Annotated in this window: 7 protein-coding genes; all 7 read right to left on the bottom strand. The window is 34.3% G+C overall.

The features are described 5' to 3' along the window. Positions 1 to 54: 54 nt before the first annotated feature. The 7 genes from ACKGJY_RS06925 to ACKGJY_RS06895 all read right to left on the bottom strand — a co-directional run bounded on the left by ACKGJY_RS06925 (position 55) and on the right by ACKGJY_RS06895 (position 16,913). Entirely contained in the window at positions 55 to 2,508 is a 2,454-nt protein-coding gene (locus ACKGJY_RS06925; protein WP_413973140.1) for a BNR-4 repeat-containing protein, read from the bottom strand. Between the two features lie 413 nt (positions 2,509 to 2,921). Further along, on the bottom strand, positions 2,922 to 6,377 hold the full coding sequence (locus tag ACKGJY_RS06920) for a glycosyl hydrolase (RefSeq protein ID WP_413973139.1): 3,456 nt from the start codon (positions 6,375 to 6,377) through the stop codon (positions 2,922 to 2,924). A 137-nt stretch (positions 6,378 to 6,514) separates the two neighbouring features. Continuing rightward, entirely contained in the window at positions 6,515 to 7,216 is a 702-nt protein-coding gene (locus ACKGJY_RS06915; protein WP_413973138.1) for a fibronectin type III domain-containing protein, read from the bottom strand. Position 7,217: 1 nt separating this feature from the next. Next, positions 7,218 to 11,054, bottom strand: a complete 3,837-nt coding sequence (locus tag ACKGJY_RS06910; protein ID WP_413973137.1) for a T9SS type A sorting domain-containing protein — start codon at positions 11,052 to 11,054, stop codon at positions 7,218 to 7,220. 212 nt (positions 11,055 to 11,266) lie between these two features. Next, complete coding sequence (locus tag ACKGJY_RS06905) at positions 11,267 to 12,187, bottom strand: T9SS type A sorting domain-containing protein (protein WP_413973136.1); 921 nt, start codon at positions 12,185 to 12,187, stop codon at positions 11,267 to 11,269. Between the two features lie 350 nt (positions 12,188 to 12,537). Next, on the bottom strand, positions 12,538 to 15,135 hold the full coding sequence (locus tag ACKGJY_RS06900; protein WP_413973135.1) for a glycoside hydrolase family 2 TIM barrel-domain containing protein: 2,598 nt from the start codon (positions 15,133 to 15,135) through the stop codon (positions 12,538 to 12,540). Positions 15,136 to 15,167: 32 nt separating this feature from the next. Continuing rightward, complete coding sequence (locus tag ACKGJY_RS06895) at positions 15,168 to 16,913, bottom strand: sulfatase (protein ID WP_413973134.1); 1,746 nt, start codon at positions 16,911 to 16,913, stop codon at positions 15,168 to 15,170. Positions 16,914 to 17,118: the final 205 nt, after the last annotated feature.

Genomic DNA, 17,118 nt, shown 5'->3' with positions numbered 1-17,118 from the left:
GATTTTCATAAGTATCATTACTGAGAATTTCCCGTGCAAAATTATAATCTCAACTTATCTTATTATTAACTTAGAATGAAACACTTTATTATCATCTGAAAACGCTTTTACCAAATAAACCCCTGACTTAAAACCAGTATTTTCCACTTCTAAAGTACTATTTGATGGTGCGTTTTGATATACGCGTTTTCCTAAAATATTATAAATTTCTACGCGCTTTATACTTGTTATATTTTGAAATGAAATCATAAAGCTATCTTCGGCTGGATTAGGATATATTTTTATTGAAGCCGTTTTCAATTTTCTATCATCAACGCTTAAAGCTTGACTTGAAGAAATAGCTTGCCATTTACTTCTGTCATCAGTTTCAAGTGCAGAAATGTTGGTTACATTACCATTTTCGTCATGATATAAATATCTATCATTGTCCTTAGATTCAAATCTAAAAGTATCATCCAATTCGTTATAGTGAATGGTCCAAACTTTATCGACATCAGTAGCAGGAGAGGCTTTACCTGTACTTACTACAAAATAGGGCTTATTGCCATTATCAAAACCAGCTCCGGGAGCTCTTAGTATACCAAAAGTTTCACTATCAATATTATGATACGCACCAGTTGGTACAAAAGTCCAATACGTATTCGTGTCTTCACCTGAATCATTCATGATCACAGGTACAGCACTTCCTCCTGCATCGGTTAAAAACTGTCCTGTAGCTACATTTCTCAACCTGTAAACGTCCCCTGTTAAATCTGAATGATCAACTTCTACAACTTCAATTGAAATTAAAGAAGATGTTATAGTTTCACCTGAATCTTTATGAGCTACAGCTTGAATGGTATGATTACCTATACCCTGAGCAGTCCAATTAAGTATGTATGGTTTCGTATTATCTTCATCAAATAACTCACCATCAATTATAAATTCAACTTTTGTAATTTCTCCTGTATCAGCTGTAGCATTGGCGTATAACTGTACTGAATCTCCTTCATCAAAAGTATCGTTATCATTTGGAGTTAATAAATCGACTGCAAATGGTTGAGGACCAGTAACTAAATTTAAATCTATTATTTGGAGGTAAGTGGGCTGTGTATCATCACTATCAGAGGAATTATTTTCTAGCAAGTAATAGTATAATTTACCGTCTTGTATATACACTTGTCCTTTTCTGAAACGTTTTCCAGAAGTAGCCTCATATACGCGAGTAAATAAATTAGTCCCACCAGGAGCCTCCTCTATAAAAGGTCTTCCTGATGCATTTAAACCAATTAAATACACATTATCTCCTGCCGCATAAATAGCTTCTGCTCCAGAAAAATCGGTTGATGTAATAAAATCAGTAGCGCCTAGTGGTTTATACGTATGCACATATTTGGTAACGTTATTCTCATTATCTTTTACTCTACCTATAAAATGCACATCCTCATTATCTGTTACAGTCCAATCAAAACCTTGAACCATATACACTTGGTTTAATGCTGTGGTTTCTACCAAATCACCAGGTTCAGAAATTTTAATTAGATCAGATACTGCCAGAGGTCTAGTAAAACCAGTTCCTTCATGATCTTTCCATTGTGTTAAGCCGCTTGGATCATCAGAATACGCATAATAAAACCCATTTTGATATTGATATTTATCATTTCTAATATTCGCTCTCTGCTGAAAACCAACCCTTATTTTCCCATTTAAGTACTTAATATCTCCGTAAAGTCCCCAATTATAAGCACTTCCATGACTAGAAGCGCTAGTTCTATTAAAATCGGTATAACCTTCCCAATCGTTCCCGTCATATTTCGCGAATAAAAACTTTCCGTTTTCAGAAAAACCGAATCTATTTTTCATGAATAAGTCGCCCTCATCATTAGTAAAAAATGCAGGGTATGTTAATAATTTGGTAGTGTTTTCGTCAGTTATCCCATGGAAAGCCAAATGCTTGTAATTATTGTTTGGCGATTGTACAAATAAATCTATTGTAAATTCATCATCTGGAACAGTTGCAGCATTAGCAGTAGTGTAAGAATATCTTAAGTAATCGTTTGCAAAAGCAGCTATTCGTCCATTTCTGTGCATATCGTACACCATGTGTATGGTGCCATCTTTAGGACAAATTCCAACAGCAATGGTATTGTGCGTTTCACCAATCCACCATCTGTTATTATATCCCGTGTGTTGATGCGGAAACTCTATTGTTTTAAGTACACCTGTAGTTTTGTTATACCGTGTTAGCATCACATGACGGTCTTGTTTACCACCACGATACCAAGTCATAAAAACAAAATCTTCGTAAGCTTTTATACAATCACCATGAGGTGTTAAAGCTGGACCATAAACATAATCATAACCCGTTGTTGAGTTTGTAGTTGTATTAAGGTCTACTCTATTACCGTCAAAATACATCGCTAAATCTGTAATATTTATTTCAGATTCAAGAACTGGTTGTGCTTTTAAAAAAATAGAAAAACACATAAAACTTAAACACAATAAAAATTTCAAAGTAATTTTATTCATAGTATAGCTTAGATAGTTTAGTTTTTTCATGCAATTAAAATCATTTAAAACTCTAAAATATTCACGTAAAATGTGTCATGAGCTATCCTGACTTTTAGGTAAACAGACTAATAATTCGTTAAACGCAACTAATTTTAACATAAACACAAATTTTAGGAGGTTATATTTATTAGGGCGTTACCCCTTCTTTGGTCGGGGTCGGGCTATCCACTATATCTTTTTTGTGCTAAACTTCTTAAAATAGCTCACCAAATACTGCACTTATTTCTAGGTTAAAAGCAAATTAATATAATTTTTGATTGGCACAAAAAAGGATGCCGTTTCTATCCCTAACGCGGGCTAGTCAACTATCATAGCGCTATATTAAACCACATTTCTTATCTAATTTATTCAACCTAAATAATACAAAATAATTAATTATAACTCTTTAAAACTACAGGTCCAATTAATCCGGAATCTTCCAGTTCAATCTCATCTTTTTTAGGTCCATTTGTTGTCCAAGTTTTCTTTTGGCCTTTTGGTCTTATATTATCGAAAATGAGTTGATTTCTCCAAGTGTTAGTGACTTTAACTTGAATTTGATTTTCTCCAACTTTGACTGCCTCAGAAACATTAAACTCAAAAGGTGGTGCCCATTTTACGCCAACTTGCTTGCCATTGCACCAAAGCTCTGCAATATTGGCAACGTCGCCCAAATCTATTACAGTGCTTTTACCTTTACTTTCTAAATTGAATGTCTTGATATAAGTTACCGTCCCCGAATAATGTTTTACAGCATTGTTATCCATTGTGGTTAAAGATTCTAGTTTAGCAACTTTAATTGTTGCAGGGGTATCCCAACCTTCATTAAAAGCTAACACCCAATTATCCTGAAGTGACATCTTTTCAATAGCAACTGATTTTTTAATGTCTTTATCATTTTGATAAAACACATAATCTCCAGAGATTGAAGCCGTAAATTCATCCTTATCCCAATATAATTTTGGATAATCATTAGTTTCATGACTCTCATACCAACCTGTTTTCGTGTCTAAAACAGTACTATCTGCCTTTGTAATCTTAGATGCAATAGGCGTTTTATCACTCTTAGAGAACACAATAATTGTGCTTCCGTTTGCGGATAATGTTACTGCTACATTGGTTCTTCCATTTATACTTTTCCAAACTTTAGCATCTTGTTGGGCTCCTGTAAATGCATCCCAAATTTGAGGCGCCACATTATTTACTCTAAAACTTAAAGACACATCAACAGGACTATCATCTTTTGAAGCCACAAAGTAAATATCGGCATCTTCAGTTTCTCGATGAATCCAATTGATATTTAAATCTTCTGAAACAATAACATCTTTTTCTATATTTTCATCTTCTAAAACCTCATCAAGTGTCTTACCCCAATACACGCGCCCTTTACCAACTTGTTTTACGCCACTTTTAGTAGTGTCCCATAATTCATCTGAAATATTTTTAAGTGCTTCCAAGTCATTTTCGTCATCCATTAAACTTGGAGAATCAATAGGTTTAGCACCTAATATTACAGCACCATTTAGCACCAATTCTTTTAGTTTTTGAGCTGTGGATAATAACATACTTTCAGAATCTCTTAGTGTTATAATTCTATAATCACCACCATTTTCGACATGAATTTTACCATTTTTAACACTTAACTTTTCTTGTAAAATTTCGGCATTTAAATAATCAAAACGGTAACCTTTTGGAAAATAATCTAAATCAAATGGTGGACGTTCGTAATGATCGCCGTAATACCGAAGCACATCGGCTACATATTCGCCCTGTTGCAAAACATATTGGTTGCGTGTTAAATAATCAGTCCAATCTTTCATGTATGGCCACCAAGTTTGTTGTCTAACTAATGGGAAACCGATATGTCCCCCAAAGCTAGAACCTGGATATACATCTGTTTGTGGCGTATGCGAAAACGTATGGAACACCAAATGATTTACACCTTTTGCAAAATTATAATCAATTAAATATTTAACAGAAAACGGATGCTCATTCCATTTCACACCAACTTGCGTGCAAGCCTCGGCTGCTAAAACAGGTTTATTGTATAAATGTACTGCCGAAGCCGCATTATAAATAGGTTTTGCATATTCGTTTTGATCTGATGGCGCTTTAGGATACCAAAATTCTGTCATTGGGATATCACTTACACCATAATAGCGCATAGGGTCTACAGGCAATACTTCACCTCCTGCACCTTCGGTATATACCTCTGCTCCCATATCGTGAGCTACCGTTGCGAAATGTTTGAAGAAATTATCAATAAACACCTCATCCATAGTATGACGTAAATCTCTTAGAAATTTAGTTGTTATCTCAGGACTCTCCAGAATATAGCCCATAGTTGCAGGTAAATAGGTTTTCATACTATAACCTCTTCGGGTTTCAAACTCGGTAAACATGTCCTCGGAATGCATCGTCCACGTAGGCACATGACTTTCCCAACTGTCAATTAACAAACCATGTAATTTACCATCGCCTATTGGTCCGCCAGGTTTAATCAAATTCCCAATCATTCCGTTTCGTAAATGATTCTCAATGGCAATTTTATCCAACTTACTAGACTCCCAACCTGTAGCTTCTGGTACAGCTGGTTTATTGGTTAATCTCATATTGACATGCCCAAAACGCACCACCGTCCAATTACCCTCAGGAACATCCCAAGTTAATTTACCGTTAGCAGTCATTTTATCAGAGAGATTAATTATTTTATCAGATGGAATTATCGTGTTTTCAGCATAATTATATTTTACATCTTTTTCTAGACGACGCAATACCTTTGCTGCTTTTGCCTCGTGGTTATGTAGTTTTGGTTTAGAACTCAATCGGATAAATTCTGGAGCTATGGGATGCTTCCCTTCAAAAGTAAATACAAATTCATTCGCTGTAGTTTCAGGAATTGCTAATGTTAGATATTTTCGTCTATCATTCCAATTAGCGTCTGGTAAATTTACCGTTGTTATCTCTGTTAATTTATTATCAATTAGTGCTTCAACCTTAAGATTTACATCAATCACTGGGTATTCCGTCCCCATAATAATATGACGAAGCTGTGGAAATTTAATAGTACGCAATGTTACAGGACTATTAAAGGTTGTCTTAACCCAAGTATCTTGAGTGTTCACTTTTGAAATCCCTTGTTTTCTATAAGTGTTTAAAGGTTTGTCTAGTCTTGTAGTCTTTCTAGTTACTATAAGCTTTGAATTGGGGTTAAAGATATCTTTCCAAGGTACGACTTGATTATTCGTCTCCAATTTAGATGGATTGAAGTAGGCCATATCATCGCCATCTGGCGTTGGAAAAGCCAATACTTGAATATCTTTATAATCATAATCTGCAGTGTGGTATACACTGTCTATTTCTAGAAGTTCATTAAATGTTTTTCCTCCATAAACTCTGTAAATTGTTTCTACTACTTCTCGCTGCGCTTCTTCGGCAGGTACCCAAGGTCCTCCTGTCATAGACCACCCAGGGCAGTTTTGCATGGTAAATTTTAGGCCTAAGCGCTTGCATTCATCGGCAGCATGACGAATCATATCTTCCCATTCGGGTGATAAAATTTTTATTTGATCAACATCAGGGTAAGGTCTACCCGATTTATTAAAGAGATGTATTCCTTGTAAACCTGCATTTTTAATAGCTTCTAAATCTGCCGAAAGTCCTTCTTTAGAAATATTATTACCCATTAAGTGAAACCAAGTTTCTGGACGGTATTGTTTTTCTGGAGATTTGAAATTTTGAGCTAATTCTTCCAACGTTACCGAAGTTCCTTGGCCTTGGGTATTTTCTTTTGTTTGACACCCTATAATTATGAATAAGGCAAAAAACAATACTAATTTATACTTCATTTCACTAATGTTTAAGGAATTAAATAAACCGTATTTTTCTATTAAAAGTATCCTGTAGCATCATGTAAAGAAGCCCAAAAATTTAAATTTTTGGGCTTCTTAATAATTTTATTTTAAATAGCATTTAAGGCAAAAAGTTAGTTAGTACTAAAAGTCCATACTTGCCCTATAGTTGCTCCACCTTTATCATCCTTTACTACTACTTTAAAATAATAGGTGGTTGCCGCTGCTAAACCAGAAGCTTCATAAGATGTTGTTGTAAGATTTTCTGCAACTTTAGTTGTTGGGTCGTTGCTAGTGTCTAAATATACATCAAAGGTTAACGCATCATTATCGGCATCAATTGCAGTCCAACTTAAAGTTGTGCTTGTTCCTGATATCACTTCATTTAACGTAGGTGACACCAACTCTGGAACGAACGGCAGATGATTGGTTTCACCATCACCTTCAGTTAAAAATTGACTAGTCACAGAAAAATCGCTTTCTGCATTTTTGCTATCTATAGCTCTTACTCTCCAGAAAAAAGAAAGTCCTTTATCTAAAGTAATAATTGTGGATACTGCATTAGAAACAGATTTACTCTCTATAAGGTTTGTAAAGTTAGCATTCTCAGAAATTTCAACTCTGTATCTTACGGTGTCTCCATCTGGATCGTTTGATGGATTCCATTCAAAATTTATAGCATTATCGATACATAATGTATTGTTTAGTGGAAAAACCTTAGTTGGTACACTAGGCACTCTATTTTCAGGAATTGGATCAGGTTCTGGATCGCTACCACCACTGCTACAAGCGTATCCTAATAATAATATTACCGAATATAAATATATCTTTTTCATATTAATTTTTAATTACTTTAACAAATGCAGGTTTATCTGTATTTATTTTAACAATATATACGCCATTTGGTTTACTACTAATATCCAAACTTAATTTACCATTAATAACCGTATACAATCCTTTTTCAACTAATTGCGATTGTATATTATAAATCTCTAAATCAACATTTTTAAAATTAGTAGGTATAGACATTTCAAATATACCTTTAGAAGGGTTTGGATATGCCTTAAGGTTCTCTAACAAATCAATGGTTTTATAAAGAACTCCTTGACAAGCAGCTTTACTTTTAATCTCTATTTCATCGCCATTAGCAATGTTTAAGGAGAAGTTTGTAAGCTGTGTTTCAAAAAGAATTTCACCATTTTTTATAACAGTAAAAGGTGCAGAACCTTCAGTAATTGATACTTGTGCTGAACTTTCTTTTCCAACTACTATTTTACCTGTTAAATTAGCTCCTGCAGCTATAGTTAGTTCATAGCACTGCTCAAAATCTTCTCCATCAATTGAAATGCATAAGGTATAGATTCCTGGTTCTAGATTTTCAATTGTAGTAGTATCTTCAAATTCAGAAATACTATCACCAATAGTTGCTGTATAATTTCCGCTAGTAATCGCACTTATGTTAATACTACCATTATTTTTATTAATGCAAGTTTCTCCAACGGTTTGAACAGTAAAAATATTTGCTGACACTGGACCATCATATACAAAATCTAATGTTGATTCTTGATAGGCTCTTAACTCTGTATTTGCTGTTACTGTTTCCTCTAGAAACTTTAATTGCTGCCCCTCACCAATATACATTGAAACATTAGTAGTTGCTGTTTGCGCCTCTGTTCTAACAATGGCAAAACGTCCCGTAAATTCTATATCATAATCACTTAACACTAAAGTCTCTTGATCAGAATCATTAGTAATTATAACATCTCTAATATCCTGACCCTCAACATTAGATAAAACTTCTATCCCAACTACTTTGTTGTTGTTATAAATTAGTTTTGAAAATATTATAGTACTTTCTGAGTTACCAGAAGGCTCATAAAGCGTCACGAACGGCTCATTCCAAGCTTCACCATATTTTCTTGCAATAAAAAGCTGAGTATCCTTATCAGAATAACCATTTTTAACTTCTTTTGTAGGTGGTGCTAACGCAGAGGAATATTCTCTGTTAATTCCTCCAGGAACAGATAAATGTAAATAGTCATCTGTTGCTTGCAAATCAAATCTTGCTGTTACAGCACTGTTTATTTCAGTAGATGTTTTTGCTTCAGAATACCACCTCCAACCTGGTTGCTTTCTATCGTCTCCTACGTCATTCTGATAACGGTTTGGAGTATTTGTTAAATCTAAAGCATTATTATTGGTCTTAATTTGCATGACATCTCCTAAACCATGAAAAATATAATCATGAAAATTATTAGATGTGTTTGAAGTAGAGCGAAAAACATCTAGATAATAGCCTGTAGATGGACTGGTGCGTATTATACTATTTGTACGCTGTTGGTCTACATTATTAATATTATCATCTAAAAATTGTGTTGTAAATCTAAAATTATTAGAAATTGGCGATGTTTTTTCATTAGGTTCACTAGCCTCTAAAATAACCGGATCTGTAATATTTTGCCACGTACTATTTCCATTAGTTTTAGGTCCTCTACCTGATGTACCATTAACAATTATTGTATTGTGTGCAGCATAAGATACCGCATATTGCTCGTGAATATCAGAACCAAAAGTATCTGCACCATAATCTGGCCCAATAACATAACCTGCGCCATATAATTCCATGTCAATTCCACCTGCGTGAGCATGCACATAAGTACCTCCATGTGTATAGTACATTAATCCATTTTGTTCATCATCAATCCCTGAAAGGTTACGTTGCATAACTACTCCTGCATGAGTTGTTTTAATTGTTGCATATTTTGGTTCTCCAGAATTCGGGACAGATGCATCAATATTTACACCCCAAAGTAATTGCAAAGGATTATTCCATTCTAACCTTTGATTTGTAATTTCGGGGTTATAACCGCCCTCTTCAGTATATATCTTTTGGAGTGTTGTAGCTGCTCTATCTTTTAGGTCATTGTAGCCTTTTCGGTCAGCAATCTCTATAACGCTTCTAAATATATGTCCATGATCCGTAAACGTTCTTCCTATATCACCAAAGGCCATCGTAGCCCCATTTGGATATAAAAAATTTTCATAAATAAATATACTTTCTACTATATCTCGGTTGTCTTCAATTATATTCAACTCTGGTTTATATCGATCTATAATGTTCATTAATTGAATAAACAAGGCATGAGTGAATTTACCATAACCAGCGGATTCTGGCCACAGGCGATCTTCAGCACTAAATCTATCTAGCATCCAGTTAACCCCTGGTTGATTACTATTAGCTCCACCATCGAGTAATTGACTAAAATAAGCTGCTCTAGTTGCATCATCTTCCATACACATCACGCTATATAAAGCGCCAGGTAATTCTAAAACTGGGTGATTTGATCCATTACCGCCAACGTCTATTACATTTTCAGCCATAACCTCAAACGCTTTTTGCGAATCATCAAAATTAAAGGGCACTTGACTATTTGCAGCTAAATCGTATACAGTTGTTCCTGATTTAGAAAGAAATGGTTCTACAAAATCGTATATCATAGCTACTCTAGGAAACAGTTCTCTACATTGAATTAAATGATTGAAATTTGTTGTGTAAAACTCAAAAGTTTGTGGATTTTTATCTTTAATCAACTCCACATACTGGTATAAAATATCTGAAGCTATCTGCGCGTATTTTTCGTCTTCAGTTAAATAATATAGCATTGCACATTCTACACCTATATTCAAGCGCGTTCGGTGGATTGTTCTATCGCCTGGTATCGTTGGTATCGCTGAAACCTCTGCTGATGGATTTCCGGCATGACTATTAAATCTTCCAGCGTTGCGTTCTTGCAACTGTGTAAACAAGCTACTCGCCCAACTATGATTAGAAATATTATCTAATATATCTTGTTTATCTGACGGAGACACCCATATATGAGGATGCACTAAAGACTGTGTTCCTGTTACGCCTCCACCTCCTCCCGAGGTATCTAAAAGATCTTTAAACTCAATATTATCAAAAGCAAAAGTTCCTAAACCCGATTGTGATGTGGCTTGGATTTTAAACCCTGTAATATCTGCTGTGGGAGATGCGGTATTTCTTAATGAAAAATTATCAATGCTTTTAGTTGTACCAACCCATAAATCCATTCTACCATTCGGTACTGATTCTACTGAACCATTTGGCGCATCATAGGTTTGATCGCTACCTGAATTATTTATTATAAAAGTAATATTTTGTTTACCTGCAAAATCACTTGAACTTGGAGCGCCACCAATGTTATCAACTGTAGTTACTCTAAACTCGTTTGTACCGTCTTTACCAACTATTCCAAATCGACTTGCATAAGTAGAATTAGTGCCAAAAGAAGCATTTGAAAAACCATTTCCTACAAAAACACTAAAAGTGGGGTTTTGTGTACCTTGTTGATAATTACTTAATTCAAAATCAAATTTAAACTGCACAAAAGTAGGGTTCTCTGAGAAATTATAGTTCCTATAGGCAAATAGTGTTGCTGTACCACTTCTTTCAAATTGAAGTGCTCCGTTTGATATGGTTGTTGTATAATTTGCTCCAGCAGCTGTTAATCCATTAAACTGTCCAATATCAGGAACAACACTTACATAATCTGAAACTGTAGATGAGTTCTCAAAGTCCTGAGTAAATAATTGGGCATAAAGTGAAACTGAAAAGAAAAAACCAATACTGGCTAAAACTAACTTCTTTATCATTATTGTAGCGTTTTTTATTTATAATATACGACATTATGGCTTATAAATGTAGATTTTAACATTCTATTCGTCATCCTGTTCTATCCTGATATTCAAAAAAAATAAAACACGGAATACGGGAATTAATTAATATCTATTTCAAAAAAAATCATTCTACCAAAACATAATCACGGTAGAATGATTTTCAATAATTATAAGTTAAAATAAAAGTGTTATTCCTTTATAATTTTTTTAGTTAAAGAACCTGTATCTCCCTTTAAAGTTACAAGATATATACCACTTGTTAAGCCACTAACATCTATGTTTAGTGACGATGATGCATCTACTTTATTAGTTAACATTTCTTGACCTACTATGGAATAAATAGACACTTGATTTACACTATCAGTAATTCCTGTTATACTTAGAGTGTTTTTAATTGGATTAGCAATAAAAATCGAACTAGTATCAAACTGTTTATTACTTAATACGGTTTGACCAGCAGCATTTTCAAAAACCCACTGCTCAATTCTTGGTCTAGGCCCAGTTAAATCACCTAAATCTACGTCATGAAAATTAAAAAATTCGTAATTCGTATCTGGCATCGGAGCTCTATTAGCTGCTGTTGAAGCCCCTATAGTAGCTGATGCTATAATTTGAAAATAAGTTTCGCTTGCAGTACTTGACTCTACTACGACTATAAATTTAGCTAAATCGTCATCAAACGGAATCGCATTACCTCTAAGTCTCATTCTTTGGGAATTTTGGCCTAATTGATTTAACTCTAAAGCACCTGTTCCATTTGAACCACCCGTATCAACAAAACTTGAAATATTATAAACCTGATACATAACTCCTGATCCCACAGGATATTCTGCCATTTGCCCAGGAAGCGCAACGAATGCAAAAAGCTGATTATCATTGTTTGTATCTTTTAACTCAAGCTTTAACGAGTTACTACCAGATGCAGCCGTTGGATAAACAAATTGATCTGGAAATGGAGCATCTTTAGATGTGTTGTAATCCTCAGGAGATTCTAAAACAGTTCTCAATCTGTAAAAAGTGTTTTCTTGAAAACTGACTTGAGCATAAGTTTGAAATGCTCCGATACATAAAACTAAGGTGATTAGTTTTTTTAACGTAATTTTTCTCATAAGTTTGTGGTTTAATTAATTATTTCCTACAAGTTAATTATGTTTAAACCATATACTATCCTGTACTATACTGATTTACTTAAATAATTCATCAACAGCAACTTAAAAAGGAAAGCTCTCTATATTTTTATATTTTAATTATCTCCAAAAAAACTTGATATATATTATGACTTGGAAAGACTTTTAAAGTTTTCAATTATATATTTTAAATAGATTAGCCATCAGCCTAAAAACACCATATTTATTATATACTAAGACTTTGCTTAAATACTTCTTTAAACCAAAAATTTGATATCGTTCAACTTTAAATCCAGAATAGAACGATATCAAATTTATTTATTAGTAACTGATTAATTTACCTTTCTCAACTTTACGCCACTTAATCTGGTCTTACCTTCTAAAGCTTTAAAATCGATTGTAATTCCGTTATCATCATCAACAGAAATTAAGAAACGTTTGGTTACACCTCTGTCATCGCCAAATTCCTCTTTTAAGTTTAAATTAGACCAAATAGTGTTACCATTTACCATAATATCCATAACGTTATCTTCTTTAGTTTTTAATTCTGCCAAAGCTAAAGACAATTCGTAAGTACCTTGAGGTACATCAAATTTATAGGCTTCTATACCGATTAACTGTGTTTGATAAATAGGATCATTTTCTGTTCCTTTTACGCTAACATCGGTACCAATGGTGTTTCTTCGTTTGCTTGGGTGTCTTAACAACTCACCACCAACATAACCAAAACTTCCTTTTGTATAGGCTTGGTCTGGCATCCACAAATAATCTACATTATGAGATTCTATAAAGTAACAAGTTGACCCTACGTTTACGGCTATTTCCTTAAATGGATTGCTTTCGCTTTTTAAGTTTTTAGGTTGCAGTGTGAATTCTATTGTAGCAAAATCTTTAAGTGTTTTACCCTCTTTTTCTGAAACGACTTCAATTAAATTTTCACCATGTTGTAATGGCACATTAAAAGTAGCTGAAGCAAAATCGAATGATTTTTTACCTAAAGATGTTCCGTTTATAAATAACTCCACATCTTTTCCATTACCAACAACAACAATTGGCTGCGTTGCAATATCGCCGCCTTCTTGGTCTGCAATACCAGCTCTTTTTGCCCAAGGTTTAGAAGCTATCGCCAAAAATGGCGTTTTCTTTAATAAAGCTTGATATAAATAATAGGCATCTTTTTTCTTTCTATCTGAAGACACCAAACCTTTGTTATTTATATGAGGTACTGCATCTTTACGATGTTCTACTTGAAAATCTGCATAGTTCCAAACGTTAGCCCCCACAATTTCTGGCATATCTAAAATGGTTTTCATGTAAGCCTTGTGAAGATCAAATTGATATTCTACACTAAAATCAAAACGCGTTGGATTGTAAGAACGGATTCTTGGATCTGCTCCACCGCCATATTCACTTAAAATAAATGGCTTATCTGGATCTAATGCTAAAGAACGCTCTACCAAACTTCTTAAATTTTTATCAATATCTTCTAACTCTTCTACATACCATCCGTAATATTTGTTGTACCCTACAATATCGGTTAAGCGAATACCAAAACCATCTTGATAAGCTGGCTCTCTAAAAAAGACCGAGTACGAACTTCTAGTTTTATCCTCTTCTTTTATGGTTTTAGCCAAAGCTTGATGTGTACTTACAAAGTGTTTCACATAATCATCTCCTAACTTTTCTGGAGCTTTCATTGTGGTTTCATTTCCTAAATTCCATGCTACAATCGCAGGATTATTATAATTAAAGCGAATCGCCTCTTTTAACATGTTAATGCTATTTTGCTTTCCAGCTTCGTTTGCCGCTGCTTTATCTACAAAAGGAATTTCTAGTGTAGCCACAAACCCTAATTTATTGCACATTTCAAGAATGGCTGGGTCTTGCGGATAATGTGCAATTCTTAAAAAATTTGAACCCATTTCTTTAAGCAACTTCATATCATTACGATGAATTTCATCGCTTACCGCATTCGCTTTTCCGTAGAAATCTTGATGTCTACAAGTTCCTATTAACTTGGTTTGCTTTCCATTAATAAAGAAGCCTTTTTTAGCATCAAAACTAAACCATCTAAAACCTACAGGGTTTTCAACTCTATCATAAACATTGCCTTTTTTATCAACTATTTCTGAAACTAACTTGTATAAATATGGATTTTCAGGCGACCATAAATTAGGATTAGAAATTGAAAAATCACTAAATACATCTTTTCCAAAAGTAGATTTTGATTTTACGATTTTTACCAAGCTATTCTTAGCATCAAATAATGACTGTTTTATGAAGAAAGTTCCTTTTTTGGGCCTTACAACTTTAGATTGCACTGATGTTTTTGCTGAACCTTGAGATACCTCGGGTGTTCTAATAAAAATAGCGTTTGCACCTAAATTGGCCACTTCAAAATGTACAGGTTTTGTAATAATTAAATGTACATCACGATAAATACCTCCATAGAATGAAAAATCGGCTGCTTGTGGTACTATTTCATCGTTATGGGCATTATCAACTTTTACAGAAATTTCATTCTGCCCTTGTTTTAGAGCCGAAGTAATATCTCTTGCAAATGTGGTATATCCACCAATGTGATCTTCACCAACAGATTTTCCATTTATAAATAATGAAGTTACTTGATTAGCAGCTTCAAATAGCAAAAACACTTGCTGATTCTCATAAACTTGAGGAATTGTTAGCGTTTTTTTATACCAAGCTTCACCTCGATAGTAACCGTCCTCATCATCTAAAATATCTTCGGTATTCCAAGAGTGCGGAATGGTTACTTTTTCCCATTCAACCGATGAGGAATTAGCAAAGGGTTTTTCAATATTACCTTTGTAAAAATCCCAAGAATCGTTAATGGTTTCAATATGTCTAACTTGTTGAGCATTAACAAAGCCTACACACGACATAAGGATTAAGGTTAATAGTTTCTTCATTTTACTTTCTGTTATTTTAAATAGTATTTAGATTAATTAAATTCGATTGTTTTACTTGGCACAAAACCAATACGATGCGCTTGTACTTGAATTTTTTCGCCTTCTGTAAGTGCTATCGGGTTTTGATACACCATCCAAGATTTTGGCGTTTTTCCATCTTTGATAATTTTGTAACCAATGGAAGCCCCTTCAGTTTTACAAGTGACACTTATTTTCCCATTTTCTGGAGTTAAAATAGGTTCAGAGGTTTGCGGTTTGCTGTTCTTACCAGACCATAAACGATTCACCAATTTTCTTTCATCAAGGTTTGGGGTATCTCCAATTTCTGCAAGCCATCTGTCCATTTCTGCACTTAATTCTTTAAGTTTTCCTTGATACTTAGGGTTATCTGCTAAATTATTCAATTCATAAGGGTCTGCTTCACAATCAAATAATTCTTCTTTTGGTTTCTGTGCTCTAAACCATTGCATCTGTGCATCGTTCAATTTGCCTTCATCTTTAAGTCTTAATAACTCTTGCATGGTTGGAATTCTCTCTCTGTATGCTACGGGTAAATAGTAGCCTTGTTCTGGTCTGTAATTACGAATGTATTTAAATTGTTTATCTCTTACTGCTCTAATAGCATCTGTAAAGCCATCAAATCTATCTGCTGCTGCTTGAATATATTGTCGTTCTTCAGCTTGATATTTTCCTAAAAAGGCTTGTCCTTGCAGGTATGATTTTGGTGTTTCTCCTGTTATAGACAAAAGTGTTGGTGCAAAATCTATAAAACTAATTAATTGATCGTCTTTTGTGCCAGCCATCATTTTATTAGGAAATCTAATAATCATAGGCGTGTTTAAACCAGAATCATAAATTAAACGTTTTTCTCTTGGTAATGGCCCGCCATGGTCTCCGTAAAACACAACTATAGTATTTTCTAATAAGCCATCATCTTCCAGTTGTTTTAAAACAGCGCCTACACGTTTATCCATTTCGGCTATGTTATTATACAATTTCCACATATCACGCTGTGTAACCTCATTATCTGGTAGATATGGCGGAACTTTAAATTTGGTGTCTTTAGAAATATGACTGGTTGTTTCAGACTCAGCAGATTTATTATTTGCATGAGATTTTCCAAAACCTTTCCATTTGTAATCTTTATCACCAGCATGATACAGCCTGCTTTCTATTTCTCTATAGCCATATGGCTCAAAGAGTCCGGATTCATGAGTATCAGTAAAGTTAAAAACAGAAAAGAATGGTTGATTATCGGCTCTATTTCGCCAATGAGCATACGGACTACTTTCATCCCAAGCCGTTACTGGTGCTTTAAACTGGTAATCGGTTTTATAGTTATTAGAGCAATAGTAGCCTTTTTTGCGAAGTAACTCACTTATCATTTTTACTTCTGGAGGTGGTACAGCCTCATATTTAGGCACTCCCGTTACCTCGCTATAAGAAGTTGTACGCATGTGGTTTGCACCGATACTTGATGGATACATTCCTGTGGCAATCGCTGCTCTACTTGGTGCACAAACACCAGAGGTTGAATATAAATTGGGATAGATTACACCTTCTTCTGCTAAACGGTTTAAGTTAGGCGTTGCTACCGTGTTATCGCCAAAGGGTGGGATATACGCCCCCATATCTTCGGTAACTAACCAAAGGATATTTGGTTGTTCTGGTAAATTTAATGCTGCTGATTCTTCCTGCGTTTTACTCTCTGTTCCTTTTTTTGTTTGACAACTTGTTATCAACAAAGCTAGTAATAGTAATATTTTTAAAAGTTTCATTTGTTTTTTTTTAAAGTCTTAGATGCACAATTCTTATTTAGATACAAATACAGTACATAAACATTGATGCTTATTAGGCGTTACATTTGGTAAGTAAAACCGCGTTAGGTATTATGAAGGAAAGCTCACATTCCAATCCCGATAGCTATCGGGAGAGGAGCGAGGACTTGCAACCCTTCGTCTGAGCTCAGGATAAACTTAAAGC

Source organism: Hyunsoonleella sp. 2307UL5-6 (assembly GCF_047345485.1).
GTDB lineage: Bacteria > Bacteroidota > Bacteroidia > Flavobacteriales > Flavobacteriaceae > Jejuia.
This window is presented reverse-complemented; position numbering and strand designations above follow the sequence as displayed.